General features: G+C 44.7%; 15 protein-coding genes. 3 read left to right on the forward strand and 12 right to left on the reverse strand.

All coding sequences use genetic code 11. From position 1 onward, the window contains the following. The 3 genes from PCH02S_RS15190 to PCH02S_RS15200 all read right to left on the reverse strand — a co-directional run. Nucleotides 1-632: AAA family ATPase (locus tag PCH02S_RS15190; RefSeq protein ID WP_164819579.1), on the reverse strand; the 632-nt coding region annotated here is incomplete at its 3' end. Next, a complete protein-coding gene (locus tag PCH02S_RS15195; protein WP_127454415.1) occupies nt 629-1,906 on the reverse strand; it encodes a metallophosphoesterase family protein in 1,278 nt (425 codons plus the stop codon). The genes PCH02S_RS15190 and PCH02S_RS15195, both read right to left, overlap by 4 nt. A 20-nt stretch (nt 1,907-1,926) precedes the next feature. Next, nucleotides 1,927-3,102, reverse strand: coding sequence for a glycosyltransferase family 4 protein (locus PCH02S_RS15200; RefSeq protein WP_127454417.1), 1,176 nt, complete (start codon nt 3,100-3,102; stop codon nt 1,927-1,929). 172 nt (nt 3,103-3,274) lie between these two features. Between PCH02S_RS15200 and PCH02S_RS15205 the strand changes: the two genes are divergently transcribed. After that, nucleotides 3,275-4,411, forward strand: a complete 1,137-nt coding sequence (locus tag PCH02S_RS15205; protein WP_127454419.1) for a GGDEF domain-containing protein — start codon at nt 3,275-3,277, stop codon at nt 4,409-4,411. A gap of 216 nt (nt 4,412-4,627) precedes the next feature. Continuing rightward, nucleotides 4,628-6,064, forward strand: a complete 1,437-nt coding sequence (locus tag PCH02S_RS15210; protein ID WP_127454421.1) for an ABC transporter substrate-binding protein — start codon at nt 4,628-4,630, stop codon at nt 6,062-6,064. Nucleotides 6,065-6,121: 57 nt separating this feature from the next. Here PCH02S_RS15210 and PCH02S_RS15215 read toward each other — a convergent pair whose 3' ends face one another. The 7 genes from PCH02S_RS15215 to PCH02S_RS15245 form a co-directional block, all read right to left on the reverse strand. Then, entirely contained in the window at nt 6,122-6,421 is a 300-nt protein-coding gene (locus tag PCH02S_RS15215; RefSeq protein WP_127454422.1) for a DUF6509 family protein, read from the reverse strand. Nucleotides 6,422-6,487: 66 nt separating this feature from the next. Beyond that, nucleotides 6,488-7,288, reverse strand: coding sequence for a polysaccharide deacetylase family protein (locus tag PCH02S_RS15220; RefSeq protein WP_127454424.1), 801 nt, complete (start codon nt 7,286-7,288; stop codon nt 6,488-6,490). Nucleotides 7,289-7,462: 174 nt separating this feature from the next. Continuing rightward, nucleotides 7,463-7,981, reverse strand: coding sequence for a peptide-methionine (S)-S-oxide reductase MsrA (gene msrA, locus PCH02S_RS15225; protein ID WP_174806783.1), 519 nt, complete (start codon nt 7,979-7,981; stop codon nt 7,463-7,465). A gap of 231 nt (nt 7,982-8,212) precedes the next feature. Next, nucleotides 8,213-8,302 carry a YjcZ family sporulation protein gene (locus tag PCH02S_RS15230; protein WP_307719936.1) on the reverse strand — a complete coding sequence of 30 codons (90 nt, stop codon included), beginning with the start codon at nt 8,300-8,302 and terminating at the stop codon, nt 8,213-8,215. Between the two features lie 57 nt (nt 8,303-8,359). Then, nucleotides 8,360-8,464 (reverse strand): YjcZ family sporulation protein, encoded by a 105-nt coding sequence (locus tag PCH02S_RS15235; RefSeq protein ID WP_127454428.1) that lies wholly within the window; start codon nt 8,462-8,464, stop codon nt 8,360-8,362. Between the two features lie 161 nt (nt 8,465-8,625). Then, nucleotides 8,626-9,321: a DUF421 domain-containing protein gene (locus tag PCH02S_RS15240; protein WP_246069093.1), complete on the reverse strand. Its 696-nt coding sequence runs from the start codon at nt 9,319-9,321 to the stop codon at nt 8,626-8,628. A 22-nt stretch (nt 9,322-9,343) separates the two neighbouring features. Next, complete coding sequence (locus tag PCH02S_RS15245; RefSeq protein ID WP_127454431.1) at nt 9,344-11,308, reverse strand: PAS domain S-box protein; 1,965 nt, start codon at nt 11,306-11,308, stop codon at nt 9,344-9,346. Nucleotides 11,309-11,470: 162 nt separating this feature from the next. Here PCH02S_RS15245 and PCH02S_RS36200 point away from each other — a divergent pair, with 162 nt between their 5' ends. Beyond that, on the forward strand, nt 11,471-12,625 hold the full coding sequence (locus PCH02S_RS36200) for an S-layer homology domain-containing protein (RefSeq protein WP_218033155.1): 1,155 nt from the start codon (nt 11,471-11,473) through the stop codon (nt 12,623-12,625). Between the two features lie 864 nt (nt 12,626-13,489). Here PCH02S_RS36200 and argC read toward each other — a convergent pair. Both argC and PCH02S_RS36410 read right to left on the reverse strand, forming a co-directional pair. Further along, nucleotides 13,490-14,437, reverse strand: a complete 948-nt coding sequence (gene argC, locus PCH02S_RS15255; protein WP_246069094.1) for an N-acetyl-gamma-glutamyl-phosphate reductase — start codon at nt 14,435-14,437, stop codon at nt 13,490-13,492. A 124-nt stretch (nt 14,438-14,561) separates the two neighbouring features. Continuing rightward, a complete protein-coding gene (locus PCH02S_RS36410; protein ID WP_246069095.1) occupies nt 14,562-15,179 on the reverse strand; it encodes a hypothetical protein in 618 nt (205 codons plus the stop codon). Between the last annotated feature and the right edge of the window lie 77 nt (nt 15,180-15,256).

The raw sequence follows: 15,256 nt of genomic DNA on the forward strand, positions 1-15,256 counted from the left end.
AAGTCACGGCTGCGGCGCAGCGACTGCTCCAGACTCTCCAGCTCCTTCAGGAGACGGTTCATCTCCTGATTGCGCCCGCGGGGTCTGTACAGGCCGTCGGCCTGCGCCGTCAGCTTGCGCTCGGCTTCCATAATCGCCGAGCCGCTTACACCAAGCCCAGCGCTATACAAATAGCCGCTGAGCTCGTCCGTCTGCAAGGTGCGAAGCTCCTGCAGCTCGGTTAAACCAAAAGCGAACAAGCTGCGGAAGAGGTCGGCCGATAGGCCGCCCAGCAGCGTGTTCAGCAGATCTTCGCCCCCGGTGGTGCCATCACCGAGGGTAACCTTGACGTGCCCCGCAGAGGCACGTTTGCCGCCTGCAGCGGGCGCGTCGTAGCGCTCGACGCGAATGAGCTGCCCCTGCTCATCCTGCAGGGTCAAAGCGCCGCCATGGGCGCCGCCGCCCAGCGGCTCGTAGCGTTCCGACCGGTTCTGCCGGGTCGGAAAGCCGAACAGCACCGCGCGGACGAAGCCCATGAGCGTGCTCTTGCCCGCTTCGTTGGCGCCGTAGAACAGCGCCAGCGGGCTGTCTGTGTCGAGCTGCCGCTGCCGCAGGCTGCCGAAGCCATCTACCTGGATGGATACGATCTTCATCCAGGCCACCCCCCTTCCGCGGACAGTAGATCCGCGGCCAATTCTTCTGCGGCGCGCAGCCATTCGCGCAGCCGCTCGGGATCCGCCGCAGCCGGATCGCCGGCTGCCTGCGGCAGATTTTGCAGCGCGGCGAGGGCTTCGCCCGCGAACGCTTGCAGCGCAGCGTCGTCCGCGCGCAGCGCTGCCGAAATCCGCAGGAGGTCGCCAAGAAAGCTCTTCTCCTGCTGCAGAGCCTCCAGATCGAGCCTACTAGCCGTTCGGTCCTCGATCGATTCGATCCAGACGAAGCGGCTGCGCTCCGCTTCGTCCGAGCGCAGCTCAGCGATCAGTTCCTGGAGCATCCGCCCTTTGCGGAGCATACTGGAGACTGCGCTTCGCCCTTCCAAAACGATACGGACGACAGCATCGCGTCCGTCTGCTTCAAACCTGGCCCGTTCAAGTTGGTCCCCAATCTTGTCCTTCAATTCCTGTTCCGTCTGAACGCCGGCAACAGACAGCCGCATCTGGAACCAGCGCACCTGATCCAGTGCACGAAAAGAAAGATCCGCTCGTCCATTGTCCGACATGTCAACGATATAACAGCCGCGCGGTCCTGTTTCCCGGATATTTCGCCCCTGCAGGTTCCCCGGATACACAATTGCCGGCTGCTCATGAAGCACATTTCTTGTATGTACGTGGCCCAAAGCCCAATAGTGCATACCCGCTTTCAGCAAATCTTGTTTGCTGCATGGCGCGTAGTTATCATGAGCCGGGTCACCGTCGACATTCGTATGTAAAAGCGCAATTTGAGCCGCATCTTCGAGGCCTGGCTTAAACTGCAGCGCCAAGTTCTCCATAACCGCCGCACTGCGATAAGAAATCCCATGGATCTGGGCGATGACGCCGCGATCCGGTTTCGTTACCGTCAGCGTTTCGACTTGATCGCACGCAAAAAAATGGACGTCTGCCGGCCAAACCAGCTTTGCGGCGCGTCCATCCTCCGGATCATGATTTCCATGAATAATATAAGTAGGGATTCCTTGCGCAGCCAACTGCTCCAACGCTTTCTGAAAGCGAATTTGTGCGCGAAGGGAACGATCCGATAAATCGTAGACATCCCCGCTGATAAGTACAAAATCTACCTGCTCTTGAACAGCTGCCGCCACGAGTTCCTTGAGCGCACCGAACGTCGATTCTCGCATGCGCTCACGAACGCGTTCAGGCAGCGCCGACATGCCTTTGAACGGGGAATCCAGATGCAAGTCGGCGGCATGCATAAACCGCAGTCGTTTCATGTCTCTAACGCCTTCCTGCTTTAGCTATTTTCGTTCTGATCCTCTTTCTTTTCTGCTGTAGGATGCTGTTCCACTATGTGATAGCTCTCATAAACACTTTTCAGTTGGCGAAGAACACGGTTCAATGAATAAGTTTTCTTCGCTTTTTCCCACGCGGTACGCGCCAGATTGTATCGGAACGTTGGATCAATGACCACCTTCTCCAAAGCGTGGCTTAATGCCATTGCATCTCCGACAGGCACCAGCAAACCGTTGTGTCCATGTTCAATTTGCTCTGCAATCCCCCCGACATCGGTCCCAATCAGAGCGAGCCAGCATAACGCCGCTTCCGCAAATACAGAACCGAATGCTTCCGCGCGAGACGGCAAGACGAAGACGTCAAAAAACGGCATGAATTCTTCCGGATGCAGCATATAGCCATAAAAAATCGTATCCTCATAAATATTATGCTGAATCGCCAGCTTCTCCAGCTCTTCCCGGCTAGGTCCATCCCCGATAATATGCAAAACAAAAGGATGGCCACGCTTTTTCAGTTCTCCGCATGCAATCAGCAAGGTATCCAGCCCCTTGGCAGGTACAAGACGGCACACCGTAATGAATTGTGTCACTGCATTTTCATGGGAAATCGGGCGGAAACGTTTCTCATCAAAACCGTTCGGGATCACGCCAATCCGTTCGCTATCCTGCACATACTCTGAGATATATTGTTTGAACGAATTGGACACCGTAATAATCTGATCGACCTTTGTTTCAAGCTCCTCATAAATTTGAGTGAGAAACTGATGTTCCACGCCATTCTCTTTAATGCGTCCGTTCAATACAAGCTCTCTCTCGAAGCTGGAGTGAATGGTCAGAATCACCGGCGTTTCCGGGTAAATCTGCTTCATCGCCATTGCTGCAATCGGGTGATGCGCATGAATAATGTCATACTTCTTGGTCACTCGCAGCTTCGTCCACCAAACATAATCCTTGTAAGTCTGAATGTATTTATCAACGATCGGGTTACCGGCATACTTCCGCCAATCGAAAGTGACGAATTCCACTTCCTCTGTGCCTTTATTGCGAATGCGTTTAGGCAGCGAAAATAGTTCCATTTCCCATCCCTTTTTATTAAATCGGTCCAAAATATAGGGAACCATGGATGACACCCCACCCGGTTGTTCCGGGGGGAAAAATAATGCTTGCAAGATGTTCATTGCATGAGCCCCTCTCCCAAAGCCTTGAGCTTTACCTTCTTATTGTAACTTGTGCGCGCCGAATAGAAAAGAGAACAACTTTAAGCCGCTTGAAACGATTCTATCCCTCTCTCCCATTTTCCTTTATAATAGAATCACATCTTGTCGAAAAATAGGGATTTTGGGGGAACGCATGAAAGCTGTTGATCTCTTGTTCGGTGATTTAGCTTCTTTATTATCGCATGTTATTATATTGGTCATTGTGACACTAATGTTTGTCATTTCACTACGCTTGTTTCTCGATCGCCGTAAAAAAGGCTACATGTCGATGACCTTCTCCGTTATCTTCGTAGGCATTCATTACCTGCTTAAGATATACGTCTTGCTCACGGCACTGGATACAAGTTTGACCGCGTACGTTCTGTTAATGCTGAAAATCGTATCCTTCGTCCTTTTGAATTTTGGAGTTTATCAATTATACAACCGAACGCACCGTAAACAGTACATATTTTTTTATGGTTTGATTATTATGGGATTCGTTGTCTCTATTCTTCATTTTAGTGTGCCTCAAATGTACAGCGGCACGCCTCAGCAGGTTCGGCTGCTGCAAGACATTGCCCTGGAGCTTTATGTTTTTGTGCTAATCTTCCTATGCTTTTACATGATACCTCCTTATATTGGTCAACAAGCCAAGTATCAATGGGCGCTTACCGTCTTTTTCCTGATCCAGACCTGTCATTTAATCAATGTCTATATGTATGGCAATGAACAGATTTGGCTCACCCTTGCGGGTAATCTTTTGCCCATCGTCTTTTACTTCTTATTATTTATTCTGCTGTTTGATCGTGTCGTTGAGTTGATGCAGGCCATCTATAATTCATCCATCACGGACGGGCTTACTCGCCTGTATAACCGCAAATTTTTCTATAATCGTGTTTCGCAGTATGTCGGGAGGCATCTTCCTATCTCTATTTTGTTCAGTGATATTGACAATTTCAAGAAACTGAATGATACCAAGGGGCACCAGATGGGCGATGATGTGTTGAAGCAAGTGGCTCAAATTATGAAGGAAGAAGCCGAGGAATGCGGCATTGCAGGCCGTTACGGCGGGGAAGAGATGGTTGTGATGGTAACGGATCCAAGTGTGAAAATGGATGCTTTCGCCGAACGCGTGCGCAGCCGGATTGAGAAAGAGACCATTGTTACCGCCAGCATCGGGTATAGTAAATACAAAAACGGCGTAAGCGCCGAAGAGCTTATCAAGCAAGCGGATGAAGCCATGTATAGGGCCAAAACAACAGGTAAAAACAAGGTTGTCAAATACGCTTAGCAAGCGGGCTTGGAACAAGCAAAAAAGCTATTCTTTATGTAGATAAAGGGTAGCTTTTTTTATTTTTCAAATTAAAATTTTTACGTTCGCAGCGGGGGTTTCTGTACTCTTCAACTCTACTAGTTCTATCATAATTTGTAATTTTATTCCGTTATGTGTATGATATCTAATAGATTATTACAATATATGGAATTAAAAACATTGTGGAGGGAATCTATGAAACGTTGGATGTGTACACTAGCTGCCATTGCAGTAACTGCCTCGCTGACAGGGTGTAATTTTTCGGAGAAGGCTAGCGGCTCTTCAAGAGAAGCCGGCTCGCTCAAGAAGTTGGGGAAAGACGAGAAAGCTACGATCAAAGTACTGTATTATGATAAGACTTCTTTTTACCAACAGTACGGTAATCTTTTCATGGCCAAATATCCGAATATTGACGTAGAGGTCATCTCGAATCAAGGCATTTATGGAGCAGGCAAAGATCCGCAGGAAGCGCTTATTCACCTCATCGATGAAGAAAAACCGGATGTTCTTCTTCTGAACGGCAGTGACCAACTAGAAAAATTTGCACAACAAGGACGTCTGTATGCTTTGGACGATGTCATCAAGCAGGATAAATTTGATGTGGAGCATATCCTTCCAGCTACACTGGATGCGATCAGGCTCAAAGGCGAGGGCAAGTTATACGGACTTTCACCGGACTTTTACAGTCAAGCTCTTTACTATAACAAGGATCTGTTCGAGCAGTATGGCATAGAGTTTCCAAAGAACAAGATGAGCTGGGAAGATGCGATGAATCTCGCCAAACGATTCCCGACCGGCGGTCAGGGCGATCAGCGAATTTACGGGTTTTCCGCCTATTCTTATATGGGAGAAGGAGTCGCCTATCAATATATGAACAGTATCGGCACAACGCTGGGTCTGTCTTTCATCGATCCTGAGCAGATGAAGCTGACCATCCAGACAGATGCTTGGAAGAAGGCTCTCCAACTTACCGTCGACTCTCTGAAATCCGGAGCATTGTACGCACCCAAAAGTCAGACTGATTCTAACGCACCACGCATGTATGAGGATTATCTCAAACAAAATTTGTTCGCCATGGGCAAGGTTGCAATGACAATTGACGGCAATTATATGATACAAACTCTGCAACAGGCCAAAGACGTCCTGAAAGACGTAAAGCCTGTCAATTGGGATATCGTCACCGTTCCCGTTGATCCGCAAAATCCGGACTTTTCCAACACTGTTTCCGTTTCCAATGTCTTCGGGATCAATGCCCAATCCCCCAATACGCGGGCAGCCTGGGAATTCATTAAGTATATCAACAGCGATGAGTTCGCTAGAGTCATGTCCAAATCGTCGAGCAGCCTAATGACGCGCACTACTTACGCAAAGGACAAGGATGGCCATAATCTTGAGGCATTTTATCTCCTCAAACCAAACCCTGACAAGAACTTTTCAGGTTACGAAAAAATCCCAAGCAGCTTCTACCAACCGTTCACTTTGCTTGCCAATCAAGAAATCCAAGCTGTCATCGATGGGAAGAAATCAGCCGACGAGGCGCTTAAGACGATCCAAGATAAAGGACAAGAACAATTATTGCAAGCTAAACAAGCGGACGATGCTCTGAAAGAGTCTCAGTCTAAGCCGAAATAAAACAAAAGGCTGTCTCTGAGGTCATCATATGACCCCCAAGACAGCCCTCCATTCTTTTTATTCGTCGTCCGCTTCAAGCACATGCGCTTTGCAAAATGCTTCTACCGCCGCGACTTCATCATCCTCAAGATCAAAATCGAGATAGATTTGCGTCGTTTTCTCATAAAGCTCGTACTTCAATAGACCTGATTTGTCTTCGTCAACGTTGTAGATCGCACGAATGTACAATCCGCTTTCGGAGTATAACTCATCATCTTCCTCAACTTCGATATCTATAAGAAATTCGTATCGTTGTCCGCTCAAAATACCAAACGGATCTTTGATTACTTCAACCGTATAACTCGTGATCGTGAACATCGTATCCCCCCTTTTTCATCTGCAGGCTTTAGTATACCTGATTATGGGAAGAATCGCACATAGGCTTCAGATCAGCTTCACAATTTGTCCCGCTGGAATTTCGACGGAGTCCCCCTCCACACTGATCCAGACGGAAGTGGCTGTGGGATTATGTACAAGATGGCGATCAACCGAATAACGTAATTGTTCCACCGCATGTAGATAGGTATAAATCTCCGAGTTCGTCGCGTACCAAATATTGTTGTGCCCGCCTACGATCTCGCCAAATCGGTCGACAAGATCCCAATTGTTATCGTTTTCAAATTCATAGCTATGGCCCCATACATAGAGAAGCGCCATCCGTGTGTGCCTTTGCTCAAGCTTGGCGAACTGCTCGCCGTACTCCAACATTTGCTTATGATGGCAAGTAGGATGCCACCTTAGAAAATCATCGGGAATATGAAATTTCCCATGACTTGCTACGGTTCTCGCATACTCAACACCGAGGTTCGGCAGCATCGAAACAACACGCTCACTGTGTGTTCCAAACGGATAGCTCATTCCCTTAACGGGATAGCCGACCAGAGACTCTAAAGCTCTGCGGTCGTCCATCATTTCCATGACGATTTGTTCATTCGGAGATTGCTCCAGAAATGGATGATCGACTGTATGCGCCGATACCTCGTGTCCTGTGAAAAGAGAGGCAACTTCTCCCGCTGTTATATAGTCTTCTTTACCCAAAAAACCACTGTTCAAGTGGAAGGTTCCTTTGATCCCGTATTCATTTAACTTCCCCACCAGTCTACGGTCATGCACTCTTCCATCATCATAACTAAGGGTCAGGGCTTTGTGAACCCCGCCAGGAAATCGGTCATTACGAATACGCATTTGGTTTCCCCCAATAAGTACTTCATAAAGTTATTCCCATATTTTACTTTTAGTTGACCGATTTGTGCAAGCGTTTTCCGCCACATCTTTGTTTAAGGGAACTGCCGTCCTCTAATTGCAGATAAGGCGAGCTTCTCCTTCCCTGAGCGGAATTACGAGGTCTTATCAATCCGCTTATTTCCAATGCTTGTCCATAAAAGCGTCGCGCCCCGAGGAAATTCGTTCTTCTTTATATTCCTTAGGGTTCTTAGTGTGATAATTCTGGTGGTATTCTTCAGCAGGGAAAAAGGCAACAGCCGGCCTGATCTCCGTTACAATCGGCTTATCAAAACGTCCGCTTTGCGCAAGCTCCTCTTTCGATTTGACGGCAAGCTTCCGCTGCTCTTCGTTATGATAAAAAATAGCCGTACGATACTGGCTCCCACGGTCAATGTACTGTCCTTCATCATCGGTAGGATCTATTTGGGGCCAGTATAACTCGAGCAATTTTTCATATGGAAAAATAGCCGGGTCGAACGTAATTTCGACAACTTCCAAATGCCCGGTTTGCCCAGTCTTCACTTGTTCATAAGTAGGATTCTCTACTGTACCGCCCATGTAACCAGATATAATACCGTGAATCCCTGGTTGTTCTTCAAATGGACTAACCATGCACCAGAAGCAGCCACCGGCAAAAGTCGCTTTTTGTATCATAAAGCTCCCTCTTTCATCAAGTATGATAGGATTATTTGTATAGCTTCTTATTATAAGTATTTACGGTTAACAAGTCCATTTTCTACAGGAGCCTTATATCGAATTCATGAAGAAGAACAACGCATACTCCGTGTCACATCCCAGCCGATCGTGTATGAAAAATCAACAAAAAAAGGAGCAACTGTCTGCAACAGTCCACTCCCTGTTTCCTTCACTTCGTTCCATATCTAATTACCATACAAACGTCATTGTAACAATAACCAATAGAATGAACAGAACCAAAACTGCGGCTGCACTTGTACTGCCTGCTGTATAACCCATAGATCCCATCCTCCTTTCTTATATAACAATCATTCGTTGATGAGGAGGTGTACGACCTTACACACTGACTGAAGTTAGAATAATAACAAGTAAGATGAATAGAACAAGGATAATCGCTGCCGAAGTATACCCTCCACCATTGCATCCAGCTGTATAACCCATTAACAGATCCTCCTCTTATAAAGAAAAGTGTACCGACTTTATAAAGTACGAATCTATTTGAAAAGTTGCGTGGACGGATCACCCAGTAACATTTTACCTATTTTGTGTACCCGTTAGCGTTCCAACGGTTTGCCTCCGATGATGGGACAAGTAATAAATCACTAGGTTTTTTTTGCTTCCTTAAGCTGAAAATACAGACCGCTCGAATCCGACCATTCCGCGAAAAGCACATGCTCATGACGCGAAATTCCGCTAAGCTGCAGAAGCTGGTCCACCCAGGCCCGGTCTCGACCTAAGCGCTGCAATGTATCTTCATTGATGCTGCCGTTTTCAATAATGTAAGCGGGAAGGCTGACGCTGCCCTGCTGGTCTTTTGCATTGCCGCTGATCCCTTCCGGGTCTTTCTGGCGCAGCACACTGATGCTGCCATTCGTCTCGAACAAGGCATAAGCGACTTCGCGCAGCGAGAAAATATTATTTTCCCGAAGCAGCATGCCCAACTGGGCGAAATCAAGATTGTTACGTCTCATCGCCTTGAAATCGACCACACCGCTCCGGATAATCAGATCGGGCGTTCCCGCGGCATAACGGGACAGTCTCGGGAATCGGGCGATAAACTTTTCGAGCCCCAACGCAAGAAGCGTCCAGATCATCAGAGCGAAAACCAGATGGCTAAGATGAACTTCAGCATCATAAATCGTATTGCCGACCAATTCGCTGAGCATTAAAGAGGAAACGAAATCAAAAGCGGTCAATTGAGAGATCTCTTTTTTTCCCAGCAATCTGGTCATGATTAAAAGACCGATCAAAGCGACTGTAAGTTTGACACCGATGCTTACATATAGATTGGCATTCACTTTCATCTTCCCCTTCGTAAAATCAAGTGACCTGAGCGTTCATCCTTTCAACTCTTGCAATGATTGCTGATATCGCATCCATGCTGATGGGCTTGCTGATGTAAGCATCCATACCTTCGGATACATACTTCTCGCAATCGCCTTTAATTGCGTGAGCTGTCACTGCGACAATGTACGGTTTTTTCTTACCGTTTAACTGTGCATTGATAAATTTCGTGGCCGCCAAGCCATCCATCCAGGGCATTTGAATATCCATAAAAATGATATCATACGGGTATCGCTTGACAGCTTCTACAGCTTCTTTTCCGTTTTGAACCTGGGTCGTTTTGTGTCCGAGTTTCTCTATCATTTTCTTTAACACCAGTTGATTTACTTCGTTGTCTTCGGCAATTAAGATTTTCAAAGACTGTTCTTCTGAATTTTCGCTGATGTTTTCCTGCTCGCGCCAAATATCATATTGCGATGAGTCGGAATGATTCAATTGGACCCGGAAGTTCGCTGTGAACAGGAACGTTGATCCGGGTTGATCTATGGCATCCTCATGCCAGATTTCACCGTCCATGAGCCCAACTAGCTTTTTACAGATAGCTAATCCTAATCCTGTCCCCTCTGTTTTCCGAGTCATAAAATGATCAACTTGATAAAAAGGTTCAAATAAATGGCCTACCTGATCTTTCGGTACACCGATCCCTGTATCCTTAACGGCAAATTGAAGGCGCACCTGATTCGATGTTTGCGACACCGTTTCAACGCTGATGGAAACCGACCCTTTAGGAGTGAACTTTATAGCATTGCTGAGTAAATTCATCAGAACTTGTCTTAACTTCGTCGTATCCCCATAAACCAAGTTAGGAACTTCAGGACAGACCGATGTTGTGATCTCCAGATTTTTCTCAAGAGCTTTAGACATGACCATATAAAGTGTTTCTGATAAAACAGTGCTCACACTCAACGGTTCTTCCACTAATTCCGTCCTGCCGGATTCAATTTTAGAGAAATCCAGAATATCATTGATAATCGCGAGCAAAGTGGCGCCACTTTTTTTAATAATTTCCACATATTCAATCTGCTCTTCATCCAAATTCGTCTCTAAGAGTACTTCCGTCATCCCAATAACCCCGTTCATCGGTGTACGGATTTCATGACTCATCATCGCTAAAAAATCACTTTTCGCTTTATTCGTTTTTTCAGCGGCTTCCTTCTCAATGATCAATTTTTTTTGTTCCGTCATGTCTTTCGCTATGATGTAAAAGCCCATAATTTGCGTTTGTATAATGATTGGAGCCAGCGTTACCAACACTTCAACCGAATGACCATTTTTATGTTGAATAAAAGCGATATCTTTTTCAACGTTTTCGATTGCTTGATGATTGTTTATATGATTGTTTAAAGCCGAAAGCAAATTGATTGAATTTTTTTCGCCGATTAATTTAGACATTCCACTGCCGATTAGCTCTTCGATCAGATATCCGGTCATTTGCTGTACCATCGTATTGCCATTCATAATAATGCCGTCCAAACCAAAAGAAATGATCGCATCGTGGTTGTATTTCTTTAACGACGTATATCGTTCAATACTTTCCTGCAGCTTTAGTTCAGCTAGCTTATTTTTGGTCACATCAATAAAATGAGCTATAAAATATAAGGGATTCCCATCCTGATCATTACGAACTAATGAAACATGGACAGAGGCCCAAACGATCTGGCCGTTTTTATTAAAGTATCGATTCTCCAATTCAAATGAAGGAATGCCTCCATCCAATAGCTCAGTAAGCAAGCCTCTGCCGTTATTACGATCATCGGGATGCCGGATATCATCTAATGTAAAGTTCCTGAATTCCTCTTCCGAATAGCCGAAAATCCGGCAAACCGCCTTATTAACATTCAGCCATTTTCGTTCCAGAGAGATTAAAGCGATTCCAATCGGCGCATTGGTATATATGTGTCCAAATATAGCTTCGGGGTCAAAAAACTTCATATTCTGCATCCACGCATTCCTCCTTTTGACAGCTATCCCTATTTTACCATAAAAGAGGGGCCTGTCCGTCAGATGATAAAAATTGATCAAACTCCCTCTGCACCCTGCAACATTTCCATTCGGCCCGTCGTTTGAGATACTGAATGCAAAAACTCAACGAGGTGATAGATCTTGAAATCCCGCAAAAAACTTCTAAGCTTATCCGCAACTGCCGTTTTGTCCTTATCCTTAGCAGGTCAAAGCTTTGCAGCAACCTCAACGTTCACCGATTTGGAGCAGGTTGCGGCCAAAGATAAAATTATTTCTCTACAATCGCAAGGTCTCGTATCGGGAGTCAGCAGCGATTTGTTTCAACCCGATGCAGCGCTAACGGCCTCCCAAGGCATTCAAATGATCGTCAAAGCGGTTGGGTTGAACCTCAACGCGATTAATTTTTTCAAAGCTCCTCAGGCAACCGACTATTTTGCGAAAGCCAAAAATGATGCCTGGTATGCACAAAGCTTAATTATTGCAGCGAATAACGACCTGAAGCTTGATGCTGAATTGGATCCGAACCAAAAATGGACGAAGGAAATGTTTACAAAAGAATTGCTTATTGCCTTGGACGGCCATAATATTATGCACATGATGAAGCTCCCGCCGATCGCGATCAAAGATAAGGACGACATTACCCTTGACGCTCTTGGAGCGATCCAAGCCGCTATTTACAAAGGGATTACATCGCTTGACGCTGATGGCAATTTCCATCCGCAAGCGGATATTACACGCGCGCAAGCTGCAGAAATGATCTATAACTCGCTTAAGTACATCCACCCTGCTACGGGTCAGACTACGACACCGGATGCAACCGGCGATGTTCCAAGGAATGGACAAAGCCAACCGATGATTCCTGCAGATGGCCAAACGGGTCAAGTGAAAGCCGATTCCAACGTGTATGAGAATACCCAATACGGTTTTCGTTTCACGCTGCCTGACAGCTGGAAGGGCTACACCATTGTAACGGACAAGTGGGAAGGTCTTTCCGTAGCGGATTCACAAGCTGAGAAAGTGCTGGAAAGCGGCGCAAAGATTAACATCCGCCATCCCGAGTGGACATCCGAACAGCCGAGACAGGATATCCCTATTCTCGTCTTCACCGTTGATCAATGGAATGAGCTTCAGCAGGACAAATTCCATATCGGCGCCGCTCCAATCGGACCTAGCGAGCTAACCCGTAATGACAAGTACGTGTTTGCGCTTCCGGCGCGTTATAATTTCGCCTACCCTGAAGGCTACCAAGAGGTAGAGGACATCTTGAAAAGCAATCCGATTCAACCGATTTCTTAATCAAACATGTTAAAGAAGGCGCGGATGGTTCGCGCCTTCTTTTTTATAACCGCCTAATTTTCAAATCAAACAAAGAAAACAAATTATCATAAACTTCACCGGGGCTAATCTCCTCAATCTGTCCGCTCCAGTAAGAGAGAAAACATACGCTACACCTAACTAGCCGATAGATTTGTTAGCGATATGTTTTCCTAAAGGTGCTTTGATTAGGAAAAAAATGGACGAATCACTTTGTGAAGGCAAGCAGCCCATTTTGTTTATTCTTTCTAGCATATTGCAAAAAACAGCCAATTGGCGACCTTAATCCAACCTCAAGCTGTAACCGATGGAACTACCGGCAAGTATACATCAACCATAGTCCCCACTCCTTCGACACTCGATATGTCTACATTCCCGCCGTGCGATTGAAAATTCCACCGACACTTGTTCATTCATTCCTTTGTAATAATGTTCATAGAATGTTAAGTTCGAGTCTTCTCGAAATTCATTCCATAGATTTTACCGATTAGGTCCGTTTGCGCGCGGAACAGAAGCTTAGTGGCTTCGTTGTGTATGTATGTAAGTACTGCAAAAAATGCATCTGTGACACGATCAAAAACATTAAATTGCTCAGAAATATCGACCATATGCTCCCCTCATCTCGAAAAAAATGGATTGCAACAATTCATTGTTAAATGGAAGGTGAATTTAATCATAAAAAATGGAGTAACTGCTGGATGCAGACTACTCCATTTTTTCTTTAGGGCTCTCAAGGCGAGAGTGCTACTTTTACTTTTCTACGGAAATCCCATTATTGCCTGGCAGCCAAGCTTTCCGTACTTTGGTGAAGCTACCATGCGACAGCCCTTCGCTCTATCTCTTCTTTTAAACTAGTCCTGTTTCTTCGTCAAATCCAAGCATAATATTCATATTTTGAATGGCTGCACCTGAAGCGCCTTTACCTAAATTATCAAATCTCGATACGAGTAATATCTGGTCTTTATGACCAAAAACAAATATATCTAAATAATTTGTATTATTGCATTTCATGAGATTGAAGAAACCATCTTCTAAATAAGCCTCAGAGTCGAATGGAGCCACTCGAACAAAACGATCATCTCTATAATAAGAAGCAAGCATTTCTTGAATATTACTTGCATTAACTTTTTTATTAAAAATTCTAGGAATTAGAGGAATACTTATTGCATCACCTTGATAATAATTTCCGACAATTGGAGTAAAAAGTGGTGCTGTGTTTAGTCCAGAATATAGTTGCATTTCTGGAAGATGCTTATGATTAAGGTTAAGTGCATAATGTCTTGGCGCAAAGAGCTGTTCACTATTTGAATCCTGATACTCTGATATTAGTTTCTTACCTCCACCACTATATCCCGTAAGCGCAAAAAAAGACATAGGGTAATCCCTTGGAATTATTTCTTCCGCTACCAAAGGGTGTATTGCTAAAATAAACCCCGTTGCATGACAACCTGGGACAGTTACTCTAAATGAATTTTGGATTTTGGTTCTTTGGCTTCTATGTAATTCAGGTAATCCATAAGTCCAATCCGGATTGGTCCTGAAAGCGGTACTTGCATCAATGATTTTGGTTTTATTATTATTTACCATAGCTACAGAATCTCTTGAAGCAGCATCTGGTAGGCACAGGAAGACGACATCTGCTTCGTTAATTAAAGCCCTACGGGTTTCGTAATCTTTTCGTTTTTCCGACTCAATTGTGATTACTTCAATGTTGGAAATCTCGGATAAATAATCATGTATTTTTAAACCAGTTGTTCCTTCTTGACCATCGACAAATATTTTATATGTCATCATTCCACCTCTTACCAATTATATATGTATTAATATACGATAATATGCATATATATTCAATTGCGATTATTGAGTTAATCTGAAAGATAGCGTAACGCTGCTGCCATTGGATGCCGGCAGCAGCGTCTTAGTTTCGACTATTCTTTGAAGCAAAGAAGTTATTCATCATTTCTTTTGCTTCATTTGGATTTCTTAGCACTATGAGATTACCATCTTCATCAAATGAATAATGCCCCTTGAATGCTTCGGGCATTTCATTATACTGTTTCTCCTCTTGTCTAAGAGCCTTTTCAAAACAGGAATATCCGTATTTTTTTATTAAATACGGAAGTCCACAGGCTGAACGTATAAATTCATATTCTTGATAGTTGTAAGGTGTATTCTCAGGTCTTTTCATTAACAGCTTTAAGAAGTTTTCCATGATCTGCTCAATTTCAGTTTCTGTTGTATAATTTGCTAGACCACGAATTGCTTTCAACTTCATATCTAAGTATCGTTCTTTTTTATATACATCTAAAAAAAATTGCTTTAGGCCAATTTCATTATGCATTAAAATCCCGAGTATTATATTTCTTAAAGTAATGTCTTTTAGTTTAAAATAAATATCTTTTAAAACTTGAACATCATTGGTTTTTATAAAATGATAATTCAAATCATTGATTGCTTCTCTAAATCGTAAATCTCTTTCGGAAAAAGAAGATGTCTTCAAATATTGAATGGCAGTTTCATGACTGGTTGGTTTCATCAAGTGATCCTCCATTTTCATTTCGGTGAAAAACTAACGCACCCGTGGAAACGGTAGCCGATCGACATGACCGGGTG

This window comes from Paenibacillus chondroitinus NBRC 15376, from assembly GCF_004000765.1.
Taxonomy (GTDB): Bacteria; Bacillota; Bacilli; order Paenibacillales; family NBRC-103111; genus Paenibacillus_E; species Paenibacillus_E chondroitinus.